Genomic DNA, 20,150 nt, shown 5'->3' with positions numbered 1-20,150 from the left:
TGCCAGGCGGCTTTTCTTCGGAAACTGACGTGTTATAGGTTACTATGTCGGGCATCTGGTCAGGAATCAGGATTCACCCTTCGACTCGCTTCGCTCGCTCAGGACATTCGACTAGGAAACGGGAACGATGAGGAGCGTTCGACAAATCCTGGCGGTGGCGGCCGTCATGCTCTTGGTCGGTTGCTCGCAACCGGCGGCGCAACGGGTGTCCACTAGGGTGAGCCGCGACATCGTCCTCGCACGAGAGGCGGCGCAGGTGATCGAGGCGCGCGTGCCGCGCAACGCGACCTTCGCGAGCCTGCTGCGGGCCCACGAGGTGAGCGAGGACATCGTCTACTCATTGATTGAATCGATGCGGCGGACCTTCGATCCGCGCCACCTGCGGGCCGATCACAGCTATCGGCTCGAATGGACGGTCGATGGCCTGATTCGCGAGTTCACCTATGAGATCGACGCCGATCGCTTCTTGCGCATCGTGGGCTTGCAGGAGCCGGACGGCGAGCCGCGGTTCGATGTGAAAGTGGTTCCGTACGAGAAGTCACGCGCGCTCGTCTCGGTGCAGGGCGCCATCTCGGAGGAGCACCCGTCGCTCATCGCCGCGCTCGGCAAAGCTGGCGAACGGGAGCCGCTCGCCATCGAGATGGCGGAGGTGTTCGGCGGCGACATCGACTTCCATCACGACCTCCACGTGGGGGATGAGTTCGACCTGGTCTTCGAGAAGGTCGTGCGCGAGGGTGAGTTCGTTGGGTACGGCGACTTGATCGCCGCGCGCCTCACGACTGGCGGGCGTAGCTATGAAGCCTTTCGCTTCACGCCGCCGGGTGGCAAGCCAGGCTACTACGATCGCCAAGGACGGTCGGTAAAACGGTTCATGCTGGCCACGCCGCTGCAATTCGAGCCGCGCGTCACGTCGCGGTTCTCGTATCGTCGGCTTCATCCGGTGCTTGGTCGGGTTCGCGCACATCGTGGCGTCGACTACGGCGCGTCGCGGGGCGCTCCCATCATCGCGGTCGCGAGCGGTGTCGTGCTCAAGGCAGGCCGGATGGGTGGTGGTGGCAACACGGTGGCAATCCGCCACGATCGCGGGTACGAGACTCGATACCTGCATCTGTCGTCGTTCGCCAAGGGAGTTCGAGCCGGACGGCGCGTTGCACAGGGACAGATGATTGGGCGCGTCGGCTCGACAGGCCTCGCCACGGGCCCACACCTCCACTACGAGTTGCTCCGCAACGGTCGGCATCGCAACCCGCTCGTCGAGCACCGCAAGCTGCCGCCAGGTGACCCGATTCCAGCCAAGTACCGCGCGCGGTTCACGACGTTCCAGCAGCAGACCGCGACGCGCTTCGTGAGCCCTGCCGCCGTCGTCGCTGAGGCGGGGGCCCCGCCAGAAAAGCGGCCCCAAGAAGCCCAGAGTGGCTCCTAGTGGGCTGTATCAGGCATTTGTAAAGCGCCTGGCGGGCGAGGCATCCCGGCTGGCGGCGTTGCTCGTCGGTCACATATCGCCTGTATGCTCCCTCCTCGTGCCTTGCCAGCCGGGCGCCGCGCTCCGCCAGCCACTTCACAAATGCCTGATACAGCCCACTAGTCGCATATAACCGCTGAATCGGTAAGATCTCGTAGCGCGGTCAGTTCACGTGACGTGCACATCCCGTGTCCACGCACGGCTACTGCGAGGCGGCCGTGACGGCGCGGGAGGCTGACGCGCCCTACCATCGCCGTGGAGCCTGTAGAATACCCGCGGCCATGGCTGTCATTCGTCCCTTTCGTGCGCTTCGCCCTCGCCCCGATCTGGCACCGCGCGTAGCCGCCGTCCCCTACGACGTCGTGAACGTCGAGGAGGCGCGCGCGCTCGCCAGCGGCAGCGAGCTCAGCTTCCTTCATGTCTCGCGCGCGGAGATCGATCTCCCGCTCGAGACCGACCCGTACTCCGACGCAGTCTACGAGCGCGCCCGTACCAACTTCGACCGCCTGAGGTCCACGGCGCTCATCGAGGAGCCATTCCCGAAGCTCTATTTCTACCGGCTCCGCATGGGCGCACACGAGCAAACTGGCCTGGCCGCCTGCTACTCGATCGAAGAGTACAACCAGGGTCTCGTCAAGAAGCACGAGAAGACCCGGCCGGACAAGGAGGACGATCGCACGCGGCATGTGGGCTGCCTGCGCGCGCAGACCGGCCCCGTGCTTCTGACCTATCGCCCCCAACCGTCAATCGACGTCCTGCGGGCACGCGTCTGCGCGGGGGTGCCGCTCTATGATTTCATCGCGGAGGACGGCGTTGCGCATACCCTCTGGCGCGCCGAGCCTGACACCTGTGAGGCGCTCATCGCGGCGTTCGATGAGGTATCAGAGCTCTATATCGCCGATGGTCACCATCGCGCGGCGAGTGCGGCGCGAGCGCACACAGCGATGGCAGCCACGGCGGAGGCCGCGGGTGAGCACGCCTGGTTCCTCGCGGTTGCCTTTCCTGACGATGAGGTTCAGATCCTGCCGTACCACCGCGTGGTCAAGAGCCTATCTGGCATGAGCGAGACGCAGTTTCTCGAGGCGCTGGCGGCGTGCGGCACGCTCGAGCCGGGCGGCCCGTCGCCGTCACGCAGGGGACAGTGTACAGTTTACGTGGGCGGGAGCTGGCACGCCCTCACGCTGCGACCCAGCCTGACCGGATCAGCCGATCCCACGACGGCGCTCGATGCCGCGGTGCTGCAGGAGACCGTGCTCGGACCTGTCTTGAAGATCGGAGATCCCCGGACGGACAAGGGCATCGATTTCGTTGGCGGCATCCGCGGCCCCGGCGAGCTCGAGCGCCTGGTACGGAACGGCCAGGCAGCGGCAGCGTTCTCGATGTTCCCGGTGAGCGTCGCGGAGCTGATGGCCGTTGCCGACGCCGGCGCGATCATGCCGCCCAAGTCGACCTGGTTCGAGCCAAAGCTCCGGGACGGGCTGTTGGTGCATTTGATCTGAGTCTCTTCCGGGCCATCCGGCACGTACCGCCTGATTCTTCGCCATGAGAGTCTTGATTGCGGACAAGTTCGAGCAGACCGGAATCGGCGCGTTGCAAGCCGCCAGCTGCGATGTCGTGTACGAGCCCGACTTGAAAGAGGAGGCGCTCGTTGACGCGATTGGTCGAACCGAGGCGGAAGTGCTGGTCGTGCGCTCCACCCAGGTCACCGAGCCGATGCTGGACGCTGGCCGACTCGCGCTCGTCGTGCGGGCGGGCGCCGGCTACAACACCATCGACGTGGCGGCTGCATCGACGCGCGGCATCTATGTGTCGAATTGTCCCGGCAAGAACAGCATCAGTGTGGCCGAGTTGACCATGGGACTCATCCTCGCCCTCGACCGCAGGATTCCCGATGGTGTCGCCGATTTGCGCGCCGGCACGTGGAACAAGAAGGATTACGCGAAGGCCGCGGGGCTGTTCGGCCGCACGCTCGGCGTGCTTGGCGCAGGCGCTATCGCGCGCGAGGTGATCAAGCGTGCCGCGGCGTGCGGTATGGCAATCGTCTTGTGGAGCCGGCGATTCAACGGTGAGGACAGACCGTTGACCGACGAGGAGCTGGCTGCGCTCGATCTCGAGATCGCCGCGCGTCAGGTCCATATCTCTCTGGCACCCTCCCCCAAGGCAGTGGCAGAGCGCTGCGACGTGCTCACGGTCCATCTAGCACTGTCGCCGGACACCAGGGGGGTAGTCGGAGGGGCGGTGCTCGCGCGACTCAAGCCTGGCGCCCTCTTCGTCAACACCTCACGCGGCGAGCTCGTGGATGAAGCCGCGCTGTTGGAGGCCGTGCAGAGGCATGGCATTCGTGCAGGCCTGGATGTGTATTGCGGTGAGCCGTCCAGCGGCACTGGAACGTTCAGCTCCGCGCTCATCTCCAGCGGCGTCTATGGGACGCACCACATTGGCGCATCGACCAATCAGGCACAAGAGGCCATTGCCGCCGAGACCGTGCGTATCGTGCTGGCCTATCGAGACACCGGACAGGTGCCCAACGTGGTCAACCTCGCGCGCCGCTCACCGGCCACTCACATGTTGGTCATCCGCCACCGCGATCGCCCGGGCGTGCTCGCGCATGTGTTCGATGTGCTGCGCGACCGCGGCATCAATGTACAAGAAACGGAGAACGTGGTGTTCGAGGGCGCCGAGGCGGCGGTTGCCCGCGTCAACCTCGGACGCGAGCCAGATGGTGCACTGCTCGATACGCTCCGCCGCGGAAACGCGAACATCTTCGACCTCCAGGTCGTCTCGCTTTCGTGAATGTTTGTTCTCGCTGTGCGATCGCATAGCGATGGTAGGGCGCGTCAGCCTCCCGCGCCGTCACGGCCGCCTCGGCGAGGCGGCCCTACCTTGAGACATGGGATAATACAGTAACCGATGATCACGAATACTACTGTCCACCGCATCTTCAACTTCAGCGCCGGACCAGCAATCCTTCCACTTCCCGTGCTCGAGGAAGCGCAGCGGGACCTCGTCTCGCTGCCGGGCGTCGGCATGTCGGTGCTGGAGATCAGCCACCGTTCGAAAGCCTTCGAACGGAGGCTTCAAGAGGCCGTTGCCGACCTGCGCGCACTGGCCAGCATCCCCGACAACTACCATGTGCTCTTCCTACACGGCGGCGCCAGCCTGCAGTTCTCCATGGTTCCCATGAACCTCGTCCCGCCAGGCGGTACGGGTGACTACATCGTGACCGGCGCCTGGTCGCAGAAGGCCGTCAAGGAGGCGAAGCGGGTGGGAGCCGTACATGTGGCGGCCTCCACTGAATCAGAGGGCTTCGCGCGCATCCCGCGTCAGGACGAGATACGGCTCTCTGCCGACGGTGCGTACGTGCACGTGACGTCGAACAACACGATTTACGGAACTCAATGGCGGGAGCTGCCCGAGGTCGGCGACAGACCATTGGTCTCGGACGCTTCGTCGGACATCTTCAACGGGCCGATTGACGTCTCGCGCCACGCTCTCATCTACGCGGGCGCGCAAAAGAACCTCGGACCGGCCGGTGTCACGCTCGTGATCATCCGCGACGATATCGCCCGGCGGTCGCCGTCCAGCCTGCCGACGATGCTGAGCTACGCGACGCATGTCGACAACGGATCCCTCTACAACACCCCGCCGGTGTTTGCCATCTACATGGTTGGCCTCGTGGCCAAGTGGCTGCGTGCCGAAGGCGGCCTCCAAGCCGTCGGCACACAAAACGAGCGGAAGGCCGCGAAGCTCTACGCCGCGATCGATCGCACGGACTTCTATCGGGGCCATGCCCAGCCCGACAGCCGTTCGCTCATGAACGTCACGTTCCGACTTCCCAGCGAGGAGCTCGAGAAAGCGTTTGTCGCCGACGCGACGGCGAACGGTCTCGACGGGTTGAAGGGGCACCGGTCCGTCGGCGGCATCCGCGCGTCGATTTACAACGCGTTTCCCGAGGAAGGCGTCGATGCCCTCACCGCCTTCATGCGAGAGTTCGAGCGCAAGCACGGTTGATTACTTCCGTGTCTAGTGTCCTGTCTCAGTGATTCGTGGCATAAGTCCCGGAGCGCGGCGCCCGGCTGGCGAGGCGCGAGGAGGGAGCATACAGGCCGTATGTGACCGACGAGCAACGACGCCAGGTGGGATGCCCCGCCCGGGAATTATGTCGCGAATCACTGAGACAGGACACTAGCCTGGTCGCGAACGGCGACCGCCGCGGCGGCGCCGGCGTCGGCGGCGAGAGCGCAAGTCCTGATCATCCGGGTCAGAGCCATCGACCGGCCGCGCGCGGCCGCGCTGTGCCAGCAGGTCGCGCCAATACGCCACCACGTCAGGGCGGTTGTCGTGAAGCTCGAGCCACGTCACCGCGTCTCCGAGCGCGCTGCGGTGCAGGACGCCCCGCTGCGCTCGCACCGGCCGGTCCGTTTGGAGTAATCGCGCCTGCAAGTCGAGGGCCTGAACGAGCCGCTCGAGATCGCGGCGCGACACCGGCAGCAGTCCCAGCGTTCGGAGAGGCGATGTCTCCGCATCACCTGGGCTCCGGCTGCGTGCTCCGAGCAGGCCGAGCGGTACGAGCAGCGTGCCCATGAGGATTGTGTTCGTGAGCGTGTCCGGTGCTTGCGCAAACCGTGCTCGGTAGCTGTCCAGCACTTCGAGCGACCGCTCCAGGCTCGCGAGGTCGCCCGTCAAGAGCTCTGGCGTGAGGTGGTAGAGCAAGCCGCTGTCCGCCAAGCGCGCAAAGGAAAGCCGTGCGGCACCGCTGCGCAGGATCTTGTAGTACTCATCGAGCAGGCGTGCCGGCGCGCTCTGCGCGATGAGTGGTGCGTGCCGGCGGATGGCTTCCGGAATTGCGGGATCGAGGATAAAGTCGAGCCGCGAGGCCAGCACGACCGCGCGCAGCATACGCACGGGATCTTCCTGGAATCGCTCGTCAGGACTGCCGATCGAGCGAACCGCGCGCGCTTCCAGGTCACGAAGACCGCCAACGTAATCGATGATGGAGAAGGTGGCGATGTCGTAGAAGAGACCGTTGATCGTGAAGTCACGTCGGAAGGCGTCTTCCTCGGGCGTGCCAAACGTGTTGTCGCGCCGGACGATGCGGCTTGCCGGATCCAGATCGCGCGCCGCGGACGGTCTCGGAGCCGCTGTCGCGGGCTTGTCACTGCCGGCCGTCCCCGCATGCGGGCTCACGAGCGGCGGTTCCGTCTCGGTGCCGGCCGGCAGCGTTCGCCGGAAGGTAGCAACCTCAATCGTCTTGTTCCCGAAGCGCACGTGCGCCAGGCGAAAGCGCCGGCCGATGACCCAGCAGTTGCGGAAGAGTCGCTTGACCTGATAAGGATGAGCTGAGGTGCCGATGTCGAAGTCCTTCGGCCGGCGACCAAGGAGCGGGTCACGGACGCTTCCGCCGACCAAGTACGCCGTAAAGCCATGACGATGGAGCCGATACAGCACCTTGAGGGCGTCAGGATCGATGTCTCGCCGCGAGAGCCCGTGCTCGCTGCGAGGCAGGATAGTCGGCTCCCCCATCGCCGCGATTATAGCAAATTGCGGTGCGAGATCGATACAAAGTATTAATCATCAATGACTTATCGTGATCACGCTGCGCGGGTGACGCGCGCCTTCGACCTGTGGCTCACGCTCGCCGTGTGGGCCCTCCTTGGCGTTGTGGCGGGAGCACAAACGGTCGACCCAGTGATCGAAGCCCGTGCTTCTTACAACCGCGGTGATTGGGCGGCCGCCATCGCCGCGGCCTCCCCGGCGCTCCAGCTTGCAGACAGACAGAGTGAGGCGTTGCTCCTGATTGGGCGTGCGACGTTGGAACAGTTCCGTGAGACTGCCGAGCCTTCCGACCTGATGAGGGCTCGTGAAGCACTGCGGGCGGTCGATTCTGAACGGCTTTCGGCCCGCAGTCGAACAGAGCTCATCCTGGGGTTGGGAGAAGCGCTCTACCTGGACGCCTCGTATCGAGCGGCTGCGGAGCTTTTCGATGCCGCGCTGGGCGATGGTGCGAATCTCGCGTCGCGAGATCGCGATCAGGTTCTCGATTGGTGGGCCACCGCCTTGGATCGTTTCGCGCAGACGCGCGAAGGAGACGAGCGCCCGCGCATTTATGCCGCCATCAGCGAGCGAATGGTCACCGAGTTGAGGCGCACGCCCGGTTCCGCCACAGCGGCCTACTGGCGCGCAGCCGCCGCCCTTGCGCGCAGCGAAGTCGATCTCGCTTGGGACTTGGCGGTCGCCGGATGGGTGCAGTCCTCGCTCGCTCAGCCCAATCACGCGAGTAATCTCCGCGGCGATCTCGACCGCTTGGTCATCAGTGGCATCATCCCGCAGCGACTCGAGCGACTCGCCAACATAAGTGATGTCGACGCAGCGCGAGCAGGCATGCTGGCGGAGTGGGAATTGACCAAACAGAAGTGGACGAAGTAGGAATCAGGATTCAGGAATCAGGATTCGGGAAACCGCAGTAGGAACATGGACTACTCGCCGGCGATCTGCACGACGATCTCGCGGCGGCGGGGGCCCGTGTCGAACTCGGCGACAACGATCTGCTGCCAGGTGCCGAGCAGGAGGCGACGATGCTCGAAGGGGATGGTCAGAGAAGGACCGAGCATCGCGGCCCTGACGTGGCTCGATCCGTTGTCGTCGCCCCAGCGGCGATGATGCTCGTATGCCGCCTGGCGTGGTGCGATCTGTTCGAACGCGCGGTCCAGATCGGCGACCACGCCCGGCTCGAACTCCAGCGTGGTCACGCCGGCCGTGGAGCCAACGACGAAGACGGTGGCGGTGCCAGACTCCAGCGGCGCGTCAGCAATGACTTCCCTCACCTCCGCCGTGACGTCACGCACGTCTCCCTGTCCTTTCGTGTCGATGATCAGCCTCGTGGTCAGAACCATCGTCCCGCGCTCATCCTTTCGCTTCTTTCCAGTTCTCGCCGACGCCCACGTCGACGGTGAGCGGTACGGTCAGCGCGGCCGCGTCTTCCATGTGATGGCGCACGAGTGCTGCCGTCTCGTCCGCTTCCTCACGCGGTGCTTCGAAGAGGAGCTCGTCGTGCACGGTGAGAATCATGAGCGGCCGGCGTCCGCCGCGTGCAGTGAGCTCGATGAGCGCGGCGTGCAGGTTGATCATCGCGCGTTTGAGGATGTCGGCTGCGCTGCCCTGAATGGGGAGATTGACCGTCACGCGCTCAGCGGCGGCACGAATCTGGCCGTTCCGATTCGTGATCTCCGGCACCAGCCGCCGTCGTCCACACATTGTCGTCACCACGCCCGTCTCACGTGTTCGCGCCAGCGTGTCGTCGATGAACCGCCGCACAGCGGGGAAGCCGCGAAAGTATGCGTCGATGAACTCCTGTGCGGCCTGTTGGGTCACACCGATGTCACGGGCGAGGGTGAATGCCGTCTTGCCGTAGAGCAGCGCGTAGTTGATGATCTTCGCTCGCCGCCGCAGCTCGTGCTTGCTCAGGCCGCTGTTGGCGCCAAACACCTGCAGCGCCGTTCGATCGTGAATATCCTCGCCACGCCGGAACGCCTCGATGAGCGCCTCTTCGCCAGCGAGGTGTGCCAGGACGCGGAGCTCGATTTGCGAGTAGTCGGCCGAGATGATCACATTGCCAGGCTCGGCGATGAACGCGCCTCGAATCTCGCGGCCGAGCTCGGTGCGGATTGGGATGTTCTGAAGGTTCGGCTCAGAGCTGCTCAGGCGCCCGGTTGCTGCCACGGCCTGGTTGAACGACGTGTGGACCCGCCCGGTGTCACGGTTGATGAGCTGCGGCAGCGCGTCGACGTACGTGCTCTTGAGCTTTTGCACCGCGCGCCACTCGAGAATCTCCCGGGGCAGCTCGTGCGCGAGCGCCAACTCCTCCAGCACTTCGACCGCCGTGGACGCCGCACGCGTCTTCCCCGTGCGCTTCAGTGTCGGGAGCTGCAGCTTGTCGAAGAGCACCTCCGCGAGCTGGCGGGGTGAGTTGATGTTGAACGCCATCCCCGCGAGCTCGTAGATGCGCTTGCTGCGGTGCTGCAGCTCCGTCTCCATCTGGCCTGACAATCCACGGAGGACCGCGATGTCAAGCCGCACACCGGCGCGCTCCATGTCCACCAGCACCGGCACGAGCGGCAGCTCCAGCTCGCGATACACGGAGACCAGGCCCTCCCGCTCGAGTGCCGGTGTGAGGGCATCGCGCAGCTGTAGCGCGAGGTCGGCACGCTCCCCCGCGAAGACGACCGCCGCATCGACAGGCACACGCGCCAAGGGAACCGCCTTGGCGCCGCGGCCGCAGACCTCTTCCACGCTCGTGGCGCGGTAGCCGAGCCGCTCCAGCGCCAGCGGCTCTATGGCGTGGCTGGACTGGGTCGCGTCGAGCACATAGCTCGCGAGCATCGCGTCCCCTTCGAGACCCTGCAGCACGATGCCGTACCGCGCGAGGAGCACGGCGGTGGTCTTCAAGTCGTGCGCGACCTTGCTCCTCTTCGGATCTTCGAGAACCGGCTTCAGGATCTCCAGGGCGGCGGCACTGAGATTGCTCGTTGCGTCCAACGTCGTGTGACCGAAGGGCAAATAGCGGGCCCAGCGCGGCCCAGTGGCAATGGCCATGCCCACCATCGTGCCGAGCATGGGCGCCAACCCGTCGCTCGCCACGTACACGGCGAAGCGGTCAGCGCGCTCGAGGTCCGCCGCCAACGCGCGCACCTCGTCGAGCGACGTCAAGGCGCGGTAATCACGCTCGATGTCGGTGGCCGATGGCGCGTACTCGAAGACGAGCGATCGGAAACCGAGACGTGAGAACAGATCGAACGCCGCGGGCTGCGACGGACCGCGATAGCGCATGCCGTCGAGGTCGACGTCCACCGGCACATCTGTATGAATGCGCGCCAGCTCTCGGCTCTGGAGGGCCTGCTCGCGATGCGTTTCGAGTGCCTGCCGATACCGCTTCTGCGACACTTCGCTGGCGCGTGAGAGCAACTCGTCGAGCGATCCGTGCTGCGCAATGAGGTCTCGTGCGCCTTTCTCGCCGATCCCGGGGACCCCTTTGATGTTGTCGATGGCATCTCCCATGAGCGCCACTACGTCGACCACGCGCTCCGGAGGCACGCCAAACTTCTCGATAACCGCACCTCGGTTGTACCAGGTACCCTCGTCCCGCGGATTGAACACCCGGACATGCTCATCGACGAGCTGAAAGAAATCCTTGTCACCGGTCACCAATGCGACGTCGAAGCCCTGATCGACGGCGTGTCTGGCCAGCGTTCCCATCACATCGTCCGCTTCGTAACGCTCATAGGTGATGATCGGCACGCCGAGCGCCGCGCACGCTTCGTGGACCCAGGGGACTTGGTCAGCGAGATCGGATGGCATGGGTGCCCGGTTGGCCTTGTAGTCGGCGGCCAGGTCGGAGCGAAAGGTCGGGCCGGCGAGATCGAAGGCCGCCGCAATGAACGTCGGCGCATGGTCTTGCATCAGCTTGCGAAGCATCGTGACGAAGCCGTACACGGCGTTCGTCGATCGCCCGTCCGGGCCGGAAAGCCCGCGAATGGCGTGGTAGGCGCGATACATCTGCGAGCTGCCGTCGATCAGAAACAAAACGGGACGTTCAGCCATACGTACTCATAAGGATACCTTGCCTGTAGCGCAGGCCTTTAGGCCTGCCAACTGGGATGTCACGCCGTCCGGGCGCGGGCAGGCCTAAAGGCCTGCGCTACGACGGCCTATTCAGTATGATCACTCCGTATGCGTGTCGGTCGACTGGTGAGCTGGGCGGTGCTCGTTGCCCTGCTGGGCGTAGGTGCCTGTGGCGGCGGCGGGTGGTTTCGCGAATACGAGTACGACGAAGAGACGTTCGTCAACCTCGATGGATCGGCGAGAATCGTCGTCAGCAGCTCGCTCCCGGCGCTGCGGGCGCTGCATGGCTTCGATGTTCCGACCGATCCTGCCGCGCCGATCGATCGCGAGGCCATTGGCAAGTTGTTCGAGTCTGCGGTGACACGGGATGTCTACGTCTCGCGGCCGTGGCGCCGGTATGGCCGGGCGTATGTCAGGGTGGAGCTTCAGACCCCCAACATCGAGCGCCTGAGCGACGCCGCCCCGTTTCGCTGGTCGCGCTACGGGTTGACGCGCCGTGGCGCCGAGCATGTGTACCGTCAGCGCGTGGGTGCGCCGATCGCCAAACCGTCTGGCGCGGGCTCCTGGACCGGCGACGAGCTGGTTGCGTTCCGTTTGCACCTGCCGAGCAAGGTGCTGTTCCACAACTCACCAACACGAGAAGTCGAGCGCGGCAACATCGTCACGTGGGAGCAGCCGCTCGCGGCGCGCTTTGCCGGCGACCCTGTCGACATCGAGATCCGGCTCCACCCCCAGACGATTCTCTACCGCACGCTCATCATCTTCGGGGTTGCGCTCGCCACTGCGGTCGCGCTGATGGTGTGGCTCGTGTGGTGGATGAGGCGGAAGGGACAACGTCTGCGGGAGGCTGCTCGTGGCGAGGTAGGGCGGGGCCTTCCTGGCCTGAGCGAAGTCGAAGGCAGCCCTGCCGGTCGCTCTAGCGCCGTCGAGCGCGGTGGCCCGAAAGGGCCGCCCTACCGTGACGCCGACAACGCGACTGGGCCCCGCGCTTAGGTTGACACCCGACCTGAGCGCAGGTCATACTTGGGTCGAATGTCAACCAAAGACGAGAAGGATCGCATCGCGCTGCTCCAGGGCACACTCGACCTGCTGATCTTGAGGACGCTGGTGTTCGGCCGCCAGCACGGTCAGGGCATCGCCCGGGCCATCCAGACCCAGACCGACAAAGTCCTGCTCGTCGATCACGGATCGCTGTACCCAGCATTGCAGCGGCTCGAATCCCGGGGTTGGATTACCGCCGAGTGGGGTACCTCCGAGAACAACCGCAAGGCGCGCTTCTACACACTCACGAAGGCTGGCCGCAAGCAGTTGGCGCGGGAGGTCAGCCAATGGCGAAGGCTCGTCGGCGCGATCGGGCGGCTGCTCGGTCCCGAAGAAGCAGGGGCCTGACGCCCGACTCTCGAGCAGCCTCATTATGCGGAACACAAAGTATGTGAAACGACTGGCCGCCATTATTCGCAACGTAGTGCCGACATAGGGTCGACCCGGGCGGCGCGGCGCGAGGGCAACCAGGCTGCGAGCAGGGCGCTACCCGTGAGTATGAGCGCGGCGGCGAGGAGCGTTGGCGCATCGTGCGGTGTCACGCCGAACAACATGCTCTCGATGACTCGCGTGGCTACCGCGGCGGCCCCGAGACCAAGGGCCACTCCTAGCACGACCGGAACGACTGATTCGCGCAGCACCATTCGGACGACATCCCATCGGTCTGCGCCGAGCGCCATGCGGAGACCGATCTCCGACGTCCGCCGTGCCACGGAATAGGCGAGGGTTCCATAAATGCCCAGGCAGGCCAGTAGAAGCGCGAGCAGCGCAAACCCTGACACGAGCTGCGCCAACAGGCGTTCCGGCCCCATCGCGACGCTGATTTGCGCCTCCTGCGTCCGAATGCCGAACATGGGCACATTCGGGTCGATCTCCTCGACGGCTCGGCGAATCGAGCCACGGACTGCGTCCGGCGATCCCGCGAGGCGGACCGCGAACGTCATCGAGGACTGTGGATGCTGGCGGTAAGGGAGGTAGAGGGTTGGCGGTGCAGCCTCGCGCAGGCTGTCGAACCTTGCGTCCGCAGCGACCCCGATGATCTCGGCCAGGTCGGTTGCCTCGGAGTCGTAGCCTATTCGCTCACCGATGGGAGCAACGCCATTGGGGAGCTGCTTTGCGAGCGCTTGGTTCACGATGGCGACAACCGGCGTCCCTTCGCGATCGGTCCAGGCAATGTCGCGGCCCCGGAGCAGGGGGATGCCCATGGTCTCGAAATAGCGTGGCCCCACGTAGTGCTTATGGACGAGTGCCTGGCCCTTGCCGGCCGGCACGGCGATGTCGCCCCTGTTTCTCCCGTCACCAATGAGCCCATATCGCGAAAGCGAGACCGCGCGCACGCCCGGAATAGCGGCTGCCCGCTTCGTCACCCGTTCGAAGAAGTCGCTGAGCCGCGAGTCCTCGTAGCCGCTTAGTCCTGCGTTCAGCTTAAACAGGAGAAGCTGCTCGGGCCGGAATCCGAGCGCCTCGGACTGTAAGCTGACGAGGGTTCGGACGAACAGGCCAGCTCCCACGAGAAGCAGAAACGATAGCGCCACTTGGGTGATCACGAGCGTTTTGCCTGCCCATAACCGCGACGAGCGATCCGCCGCGCCGGGAACTGCGCGTGCCAACGCAGGAACCAAGTCGACGCGGGTTGCACGCAACGCTGGGGCGAGCCCGCACACGAGCCCTGTCACGAGACAGGTCGCCAGAGCGAACGCCAGCATCCCAACGTCCGGCGCCATGTCGATCGCGATCGTCTCTCGTCCCTGCCAATTCAGAAGGTGGGGTAGCAGGCCACGCAGCGCGAACGCCAAGACGATCCCCACGGATCCGCCGAGACCGGCGAGCAAGAGGCTCTCGGTCAGGAGCTGGCGCACCACGCGCCCGCGTGGTGCGCCCAGCGATAGCCGCGTCCCGATCTCGCGCCGACGCGCCGCACCGCGCATCAACAGCAGACCGGCGATGTTGGCGCACGCAATGAGCAGCACCGTGCCCACAATGGCCATGAGAATACGAAGGGCACTCGAGACCTCTCGCCGCAACATGTCCAACCCCCGACCGCCGGGATTGAGCGCCACCCGTGGCAAGTCGTACTCTTCGCCTGCAGGCGGGTTGTCCAGGATAGCCCGCTGCACGAGCGACTCAGCTTCTGCGCGCGCCTGTTCCTCGGTGACCTCTCCCTTCACGCGGCCCATCACGTTGAACGCCCAATGACGCGCGCTCTGGAGCATGTCGGGGATGTCGTGAATGGCCGGCAGCATCGTGGTGATGGGCACCATGACATCCGTGCGGCGGCCCGGACTGACGCCATCGAACGTCGGCGGCGCGATGCCGACAATGACGACCGGTGTGCCGTTCACGCCGATCGTCTGGCCGACGACGCGCTCATCGCTGCGGAAGACGCGCTGCCAGAACCGGTAGCCCAGGACCGCCACCGCCGGCGATCCTGCCTGGTCATCGGTGGCCTCGATAGCGCGCCCAATCAGCGCCGGGACGCCGAGGCCGCGGAAGAAGTTCCCAGACACGAGTAGTCCCGCGGCGAGCTCGGCCCGATCGCCAACGATGACGTTCACCCGTTTTGGCTGTCCGAAGGCGAAGAGCTCGGCGAAGCTGGCAGCGTGGTCCCGCACGTGTGTGTACACCGGGTAGGCGAACGAGGTTCCAAAGTCCTCGCCAGCCGCGTTTCGTTGCGCTGCCGCTGATCCCGCCCTCGTATTTATGCCGTCAATGCTGGGTGCCCAGGTGTACCAAGTCGAGAAGCCCGCGCGGCGCGCGGTCCACTCGAGCAGCCGCAGCTCGTGCGGCCGTTCGACAGGCAACGTCTTCAGTAGCACGGCGTTGATGAGGCTGAAGATCGCCGCGTTGGCTCCAATCCCAATGGCCAGCGTCCCAGTGGCCACGAGCGTGAAGGTCGGGGCTCGTCTCAACTGTCGTATCGCGTACCAGACGTCCGACCGGAGCTCGTCGACAAATCGCAGGCCACGCGCCTCGCGGCAGCGTTCCTTGTAGCCTTCGACGGCACCGAACTCCAGCCGGGCGCGGCGCACGGCTTCAGCGGGTGGCAGCCCCTGGTGCCTCCAGTGCTCCGCTCGAGCCTGCAGATGGAAATCGAGCTCCTCCGCCAGGGCGCCTTCAACCCGTGTGCGCCGGACCAGGCCACGAGCGAAGGAACGAAATCGAGCCCACATCGTGTTTACCTCTCCCTGCTCCATCACTCGCAGCGGAGCGCGGACATCGGGTCGACACGCGCGGCGCGGCGCGAGGGCAGCCAGGCTGCAAGGAGCGCACTGCCCACGAGCGCAAGCGTGGCGATGAGAAATGTTGGGGCGTCGTGCGGCGTCAGGCCGAAGAGCATGCTCTCGACGAGCCGCGTGCTCGCGATGGCGCCGGCTAGGCCGAGCACGGCCCCCATCACAACGGGGATGAGCGACTCTCGCAGCACCAGCTGGACGATGTTCCACGGGCGTGCGCCGAGCGCCATGCGGAGACCGATCTCGGATGTCCGCCGTGCGACCGAATATGCGAGCGTCCCGTAGATGCCCAAGCATGCAAGCAAGACGGCGAGCGCGGCAAAGCCTGACACGAGCTGGGCAAAGGTTCGCTCCTGTTGGACGGATCGGTTGATCTGTTCGTTCTGCGTCATGACGTTGAGCAGGGGAACGTTGGGGTCGAGCTCGGCGAGCGTCTGACGGATCGCTGACGCAAGCGCCGCCGGCGCACCCGCCGCCCGCATAGCGAAGGTCATGCGGTGATGCTGATGCTGGCGGTAGGGCAAATACAAGATTGGCGGTGACGGTTCGCGTAACGTGGCAAACCTCGCATCCGCCACCATTCCGATGATCTCAGTGTCGCCGTCCGGTGGCTCGCCGTAGCGGATACGACGCCCTACCGGTGAGCGGCCGCCAGGGAGCCGTCGCGCTAACGTTTGGTTTCCCAGCGCGACACGCGGCGCCGCTTCCCGATCGCTTGATGTGAAGTCCCGGCCCACCAGCAGCGGAATGCCCATCGTCTCGAAGAAGCGCGGTGCGACGAAGAGCACGTGGACGTGCATCTTCGCCCGCCCTCGAGGTGCGCCCGACACGACGATGTCCTCAGTCCTCCCACCGCCTTCCAGGAGGCCATACTGCGACATCGATGCAGCACGGACACCAGGTGCCGCGGACACCCGTTCCAGCGCTCGCTCGTAGAAGTCGTGGAGCCGCGTACCCTCGTATCCGCTCAACGCGGCATCCATGTCGAACAGGAGTACATGCTCGGGCCGGAAGCCGAGCGCCTCCGACCGGAGGTTGACGAGCGTCCCCACGAACAGGCCTGCGCCAACGAGCAATACGACTGAGAGCGCTACCTGGAGGGCAATCAAGGTCTTTCCGGCGAAGAGGCGTGATCCGCTGGCAGAGCCACTAGGCATGGCCCGGGCAAGCATTGGAGCAACATTCGCCCGCGTTGCCCGCAGTGCGGGCAGAATCCCGCACAGGACGCCGACCGCAAGGCACAGACCGATCGAGAAGGCCAGCAGCCAAAGGTTCAGCCCGAGGGTGACCTCGAGCGGTTCCTGCACTAGATTCAGTAAAGGAAGGAGCCGATCTCGAACGACGAACGCCAGGCCAATCCCGAGCCCTCCGCCGACGCAGGCAAGCAGGAAGCTTTCGGTGAGGAGCTGCCGCACGAGCCGTGCGCGTCCGGCACCGACCGCAAGACGAATCGAGATTTCACGCTGGCGCGACGTCGCTCGCGTCAGGAGCAAGCCAGCAATGTTGGCACAGGCAATGAGGAGAATGGCGCCAGCGATTCCCATCAACAGCCAGAGCGGACGCGCATAATTCCGCCGCAACGCGTCGAGCCCCTGCCCGCCCGCATTGACGAGAACATCTGTCAGATCGTAGCGCTCGTCCTGACCCGGATTGACAGGAAGCGCTTGTCGCACGAGCGCCTCCGTCTCCGTCTGCGCCTCCTCGTCTGTGACGCCCGGCTTCAGTCGGCCCATGACGCGGAAGCCCCAGTGACGCGAGCTCCTGAGAATGTCAGGCATGTCGTCGTAAAAGGCGGGCAGGATCGCGGTGATCGGCACCACGAGATCGATCGGCCGGCCCGGCTCGACGCCGTAGAACCCGGGTGGCGTCACACCTATGACGACGGCCGGCGCGCTGTTGACGGTGATGGTCTGGCCGAGTGCGCTCGGATTGCCTCCAAACAGCCGCTGCCAGCAGCGGTAGCTCAGGACGGCCACCGGGGGTGTGCCCGCGCGATCGTCCTCCGGTACGATCGGCCGGCCGATCGCCATCTCGACGCCGAGGCCGCGGAAGAAGCTGCCAGAGACGAGGAGCCCGGGCACCACATGTGCCTGTCCAGCCACGCCGATATTGATCCGGTCGTTTCTGTCGAACAGGAAGAGATCGGCAAAGGCTGTCGAGTTGTCGCGTACGTGCGCGTAGACCGGATAGGCAAAGGACGTGGCAATCAAGCCCCCTCCCGGATACGGGCGCATCGAGCCGTTGTACCATCCCGAGAAGCCGTCCTGGCGCGCGGTCCACGCGAGCTCTCGCAGCTCCTCGGGGCGCTCCACCGGCAGCATGCGCCATAGCGCGGCCTCGATCACGCTGAAGACGGCGGTATTCGCGCCGACGGCGATGGCAAGGATCCCCACGGCGATAGCGGTGAACATCGGCGCTGCGCGCATCTGCCGCAGCCCGTAGCCCAGGTCGCCGCGCAGCTCGTCGATCAGTCTCAGACCCCGTGCCTCGCGGCACCTCTCTTTGTAGCCTTCCACTGCGCCGAACTCGAGCCGTGCCTTGCGTGCAGCCTCCGGTGGCAAGAGTCCCTGCCGCTCCCAATGTTCCGCCCGCGCCCGCACGTGGAACTCGATTTCGTCCGCCAGGTCGCGCTCGACCCGTGCGCGTCGCGCCAGACCGCCAACGAACGAGCGAAGTCGCACCCACATCGCGTTACACCTCTCCCGTGCGCGTCCGAAGGGCGGCCGCCATGGCTGCCGTCAGACGATTCCAGCTCTCCGTCTCGGCACGGAGCGCCCGGCGCCCCGCCGCTGTGAGCCGGTAATACTTCGCGCGCCGGTTGTTCTCCGACACTCCCCACTCGCTCTGGAGGAGGCCCCGGTGCTCGAGACGGAACAGCGCGGGATAGAGCGCACCTTGCTCAACCAGCAGCGCGCCGCCCGTGATCTGTTCGATGCGAAGCAGCACACCGTAGCCGTGCAGCGTGCCAAGGGAAACCGACTTCAGGATCAACAGGTCGAGTGTTCCTGGCAGCAAATCGGCGCGTGGTGGCATGGCGTCTCCTAAGTGTGTTAGGAGGATGATGTCGCTTCTTTCCTAAGCTGTCAAGGAGAGAATGACGAGGAATCGAGGTCGGGAATGGTCGCCTCCCGGAGGCGTTCTATGGCAGGAATGAGATGGTGTCGGCACACCTTGCCGGCCATGTCGCCGATCGATGACATCTATATTTGTTGTCGATCGATGACATTCATGGTTAACGGCGATTGGTATTTGCTTGATTGATTGGCACAAGTCTCGCGCCGGGCTCGCCCCGGGGACAGTTCGGCATCGATGTTGCGCACAGGAGCTGTGCCCGCGTCTGGCCGCTAGCGTCAATCGAGCTTCATAATCAATAGAGTCATGTATGACACGTTGGGCAAGAGGCCGATGACTGGTTCACCTGCTTCGAGGCGCACGTGGGTAGGTGCCTGGCCCGCTGCGCTGCGTATGAGAAACGGTGGATTGTGCCCCGCGTTCATACATAACCCAGTGCGCGCGTGTCCGGATCGTAGACCCTACCTGTCGCTTGCCGTCTTGGGCTTGTCTTTGACAGGCCAGCGCTCGGATTCGGTCCGGGCGCCGTGCAGATATTCTTCAATTTCTTTGACGACCTCTGGATGCTTCGCGGCAACATCGCGTTCCTCGCCGACGTCGCTCGCGAGATCGTAGAGCTCCAGCGTCTGGTCCAGGCCATGGCGCACCGCCTTCCAGTTGCCGTGCCGCACCGCCTGGTCGAAGCCGCGCTCGTGGAACTCCCAGTAGAAGAACTCGTGTGTGGGCTGGGGCTCGCCGCGCAGCGCGCGAGCCATGGACATCCCATCGATGCTGTCCGGTGTGTCTGCGCCCGCAAGCTCCGCGAATGTCGGCATCAGATCCCAGTGCGCCCAGGGATGATCGCTGACGCGCCCAGCGGGCACCGTGCCAGGCCACCGCGCGATCATCGGTACCCGTATCCCGCCTTCGTACAAGTCCCGCTTGATGCCACGGAGCGGACCAGCACTACGGAAGAACTCCGGATTCGCCCCGCCCTCTTTGTGCGGGCCGTTGTCGCTCGTGAAGAGCACCAGGGTCGAATCGTCTAGTCCCTCCCGCTCGAGCAGCGACACCAGCTCGCCGACGTAGCGATCGATGCGCGTCACCATGCCCGCGAACGCGGCATACGGGGTCGGCTGCGACCGATAGCCACCCGAGGGACCCGGTTTCGGCGATGGATTCGCATCCGCCTTCTTGTTTTCAAACGGCGTTTCAGGAAAGCGTCCAGCAAACGGCGCCATCGAATCCTTGGGGACGAGCAGCTCGGCGTGGGGCATCGAGTAGTTCAAATACAAGAAGAACGGCTGGTCGCGTTCCGCGGTCCGGCTGATGAACGACTGTGCCTCCTCGGTCACCAGGTCATTGGCATACTTCGACGGGTCCACGTCGATCCGCTTGCCGTCCCGGTAGAGATAGTCCGTATATTGCCGGTGGGCATGACGATGGTCGAGATAGCCAAAGGATTCGTCGAAGCCTTGAAGTGGGGGCAGGCCAGGTGTGCCGGTCCGGCCGAGTCCCCACTTGCCAATGACCGCCGTGCGGTAGCCGCGCTCTCGCAAGACCTCGGCAATCGTCACGTCCTCCGGGCGCAGCGGAATCTCACCGTTGCCGCGCACCCACGCGTGCCCGGTGTGGAAGCCCGTCATCAGACTGTAGCGCGACGGGGCGCACACGGTGCTGCCCGCGTAATACTGCGTGAAGCGCGTGCCCTCTTTGGCCAGGCGATCGATGTTGGGCGTTTCGAA

At 65.0% G+C, this 20,150-nt stretch carries 14 protein-coding genes; 7 read left to right on the top strand and 7 right to left on the bottom strand.

Features of this window, described 5'->3' with window-relative positions:
• The first annotated feature begins 127 nt into the window (after window positions 1-127).
• The 4 genes from GEV06_01600 (at window position 128) to serC (ending at window position 5,473) form a co-directional block, all read left to right on the top strand.
• Window positions 128-1,423: a peptidoglycan DD-metalloendopeptidase family protein gene (locus GEV06_01600; protein MPZ16598.1), complete on the top strand. Its 1,296-nt coding sequence runs from the start codon at window positions 128-130 to the stop codon at window positions 1,421-1,423.
• Between the two features lie 320 nt (window positions 1,424-1,743).
• Complete coding sequence (locus GEV06_01595) at window positions 1,744-2,961, top strand: DUF1015 family protein (protein MPZ16597.1); 1,218 nt, start codon at window positions 1,744-1,746, stop codon at window positions 2,959-2,961.
• Between the two features lie 43 nt (window positions 2,962-3,004).
• Entirely contained in the window at window positions 3,005-4,255 is a 1,251-nt protein-coding gene (locus tag GEV06_01590) for an ACT domain-containing protein (GenBank protein ID MPZ16596.1), read from the top strand.
• 117 nt (window positions 4,256-4,372) lie between these two features.
• Complete coding sequence (gene serC, locus GEV06_01585) at window positions 4,373-5,473, top strand: 3-phosphoserine/phosphohydroxythreonine transaminase (protein MPZ16595.1); 1,101 nt, start codon at window positions 4,373-4,375, stop codon at window positions 5,471-5,473.
• 174 nt (window positions 5,474-5,647) lie between these two features.
• Here serC and pcnB read toward each other — a convergent pair whose 3' ends face one another.
• A complete protein-coding gene (gene pcnB, locus GEV06_01580; protein MPZ16594.1) occupies window positions 5,648-6,985 on the bottom strand; it encodes a polynucleotide adenylyltransferase PcnB in 1,338 nt (445 codons plus the stop codon).
• A 54-nt stretch (window positions 6,986-7,039) separates the two neighbouring features.
• On the opposite strand from pcnB, the gene GEV06_01575 reads away from it, so the two are divergent.
• Entirely contained in the window at window positions 7,040-7,888 is an 849-nt protein-coding gene (locus tag GEV06_01575) for a hypothetical protein (GenBank protein MPZ16593.1), read from the top strand.
• A 50-nt stretch (window positions 7,889-7,938) separates the two neighbouring features.
• On the opposite strand, the gene GEV06_01570 is transcribed toward GEV06_01575, so the two are convergent.
• The gene (locus GEV06_01570; protein ID MPZ16592.1) at window positions 7,939-8,355 is read right to left on the bottom strand and encodes a YjbQ family protein; all 417 of its coding nucleotides are present in this window, start codon (window positions 8,353-8,355) and stop codon (window positions 7,939-7,941) included.
• 10 nt (window positions 8,356-8,365) lie between these two features.
• Complete coding sequence (gene polA, locus GEV06_01565; protein MPZ16591.1) at window positions 8,366-11,059, bottom strand: DNA polymerase I; 2,694 nt, start codon at window positions 11,057-11,059, stop codon at window positions 8,366-8,368.
• Window positions 11,060-11,188: 129 nt separating this feature from the next.
• Between polA and GEV06_01560 the strand changes: the two genes are divergently transcribed.
• Window positions 11,189-12,073, top strand: coding sequence for a hypothetical protein (locus GEV06_01560; protein ID MPZ16590.1), 885 nt, complete (start codon window positions 11,189-11,191; stop codon window positions 12,071-12,073).
• A gap of 39 nt (window positions 12,074-12,112) precedes the next feature.
• On the top strand, window positions 12,113-12,469 hold the full coding sequence (locus GEV06_01555; GenBank protein MPZ16589.1) for a PadR family transcriptional regulator: 357 nt from the start codon (window positions 12,113-12,115) through the stop codon (window positions 12,467-12,469).
• A 62-nt stretch (window positions 12,470-12,531) separates the two neighbouring features.
• Here GEV06_01555 and GEV06_01550 read toward each other — a convergent pair whose 3' ends face one another.
• From GEV06_01550 to GEV06_01535, 4 genes are all read right to left on the bottom strand, one after another.
• The gene (locus GEV06_01550) at window positions 12,532-15,315 is read right to left on the bottom strand and encodes an FtsX-like permease family protein (GenBank protein MPZ16588.1); all 2,784 of its coding nucleotides are present in this window, start codon (window positions 15,313-15,315) and stop codon (window positions 12,532-12,534) included.
• Window positions 15,315-18,041, bottom strand: a complete 2,727-nt coding sequence (locus GEV06_01545; GenBank protein ID MPZ16587.1) for an FtsX-like permease family protein — start codon at window positions 18,039-18,041, stop codon at window positions 15,315-15,317. Before GEV06_01545 ends, GEV06_01550 begins: the two co-directional genes overlap by 1 nt.
• A 4-nt stretch (window positions 18,042-18,045) precedes the next feature.
• Entirely contained in the window at window positions 18,046-18,387 is a 342-nt protein-coding gene (locus tag GEV06_01540; protein ID MPZ16586.1) for a PadR family transcriptional regulator, read from the bottom strand.
• Window positions 18,388-18,887: 500 nt separating this feature from the next.
• Window positions 18,888-20,150: sulfatase-like hydrolase/transferase (locus tag GEV06_01535; GenBank protein MPZ16585.1), on the bottom strand; the 1,263-nt coding region annotated here is incomplete at its 5' end.

The organism is Luteitalea sp., from assembly GCA_009377605.1.
Lineage (GTDB): Bacteria > Acidobacteriota > Vicinamibacteria > Vicinamibacterales > Vicinamibacteraceae > WHTT01.
This window is presented reverse-complemented; position numbering and strand designations above follow the sequence as displayed.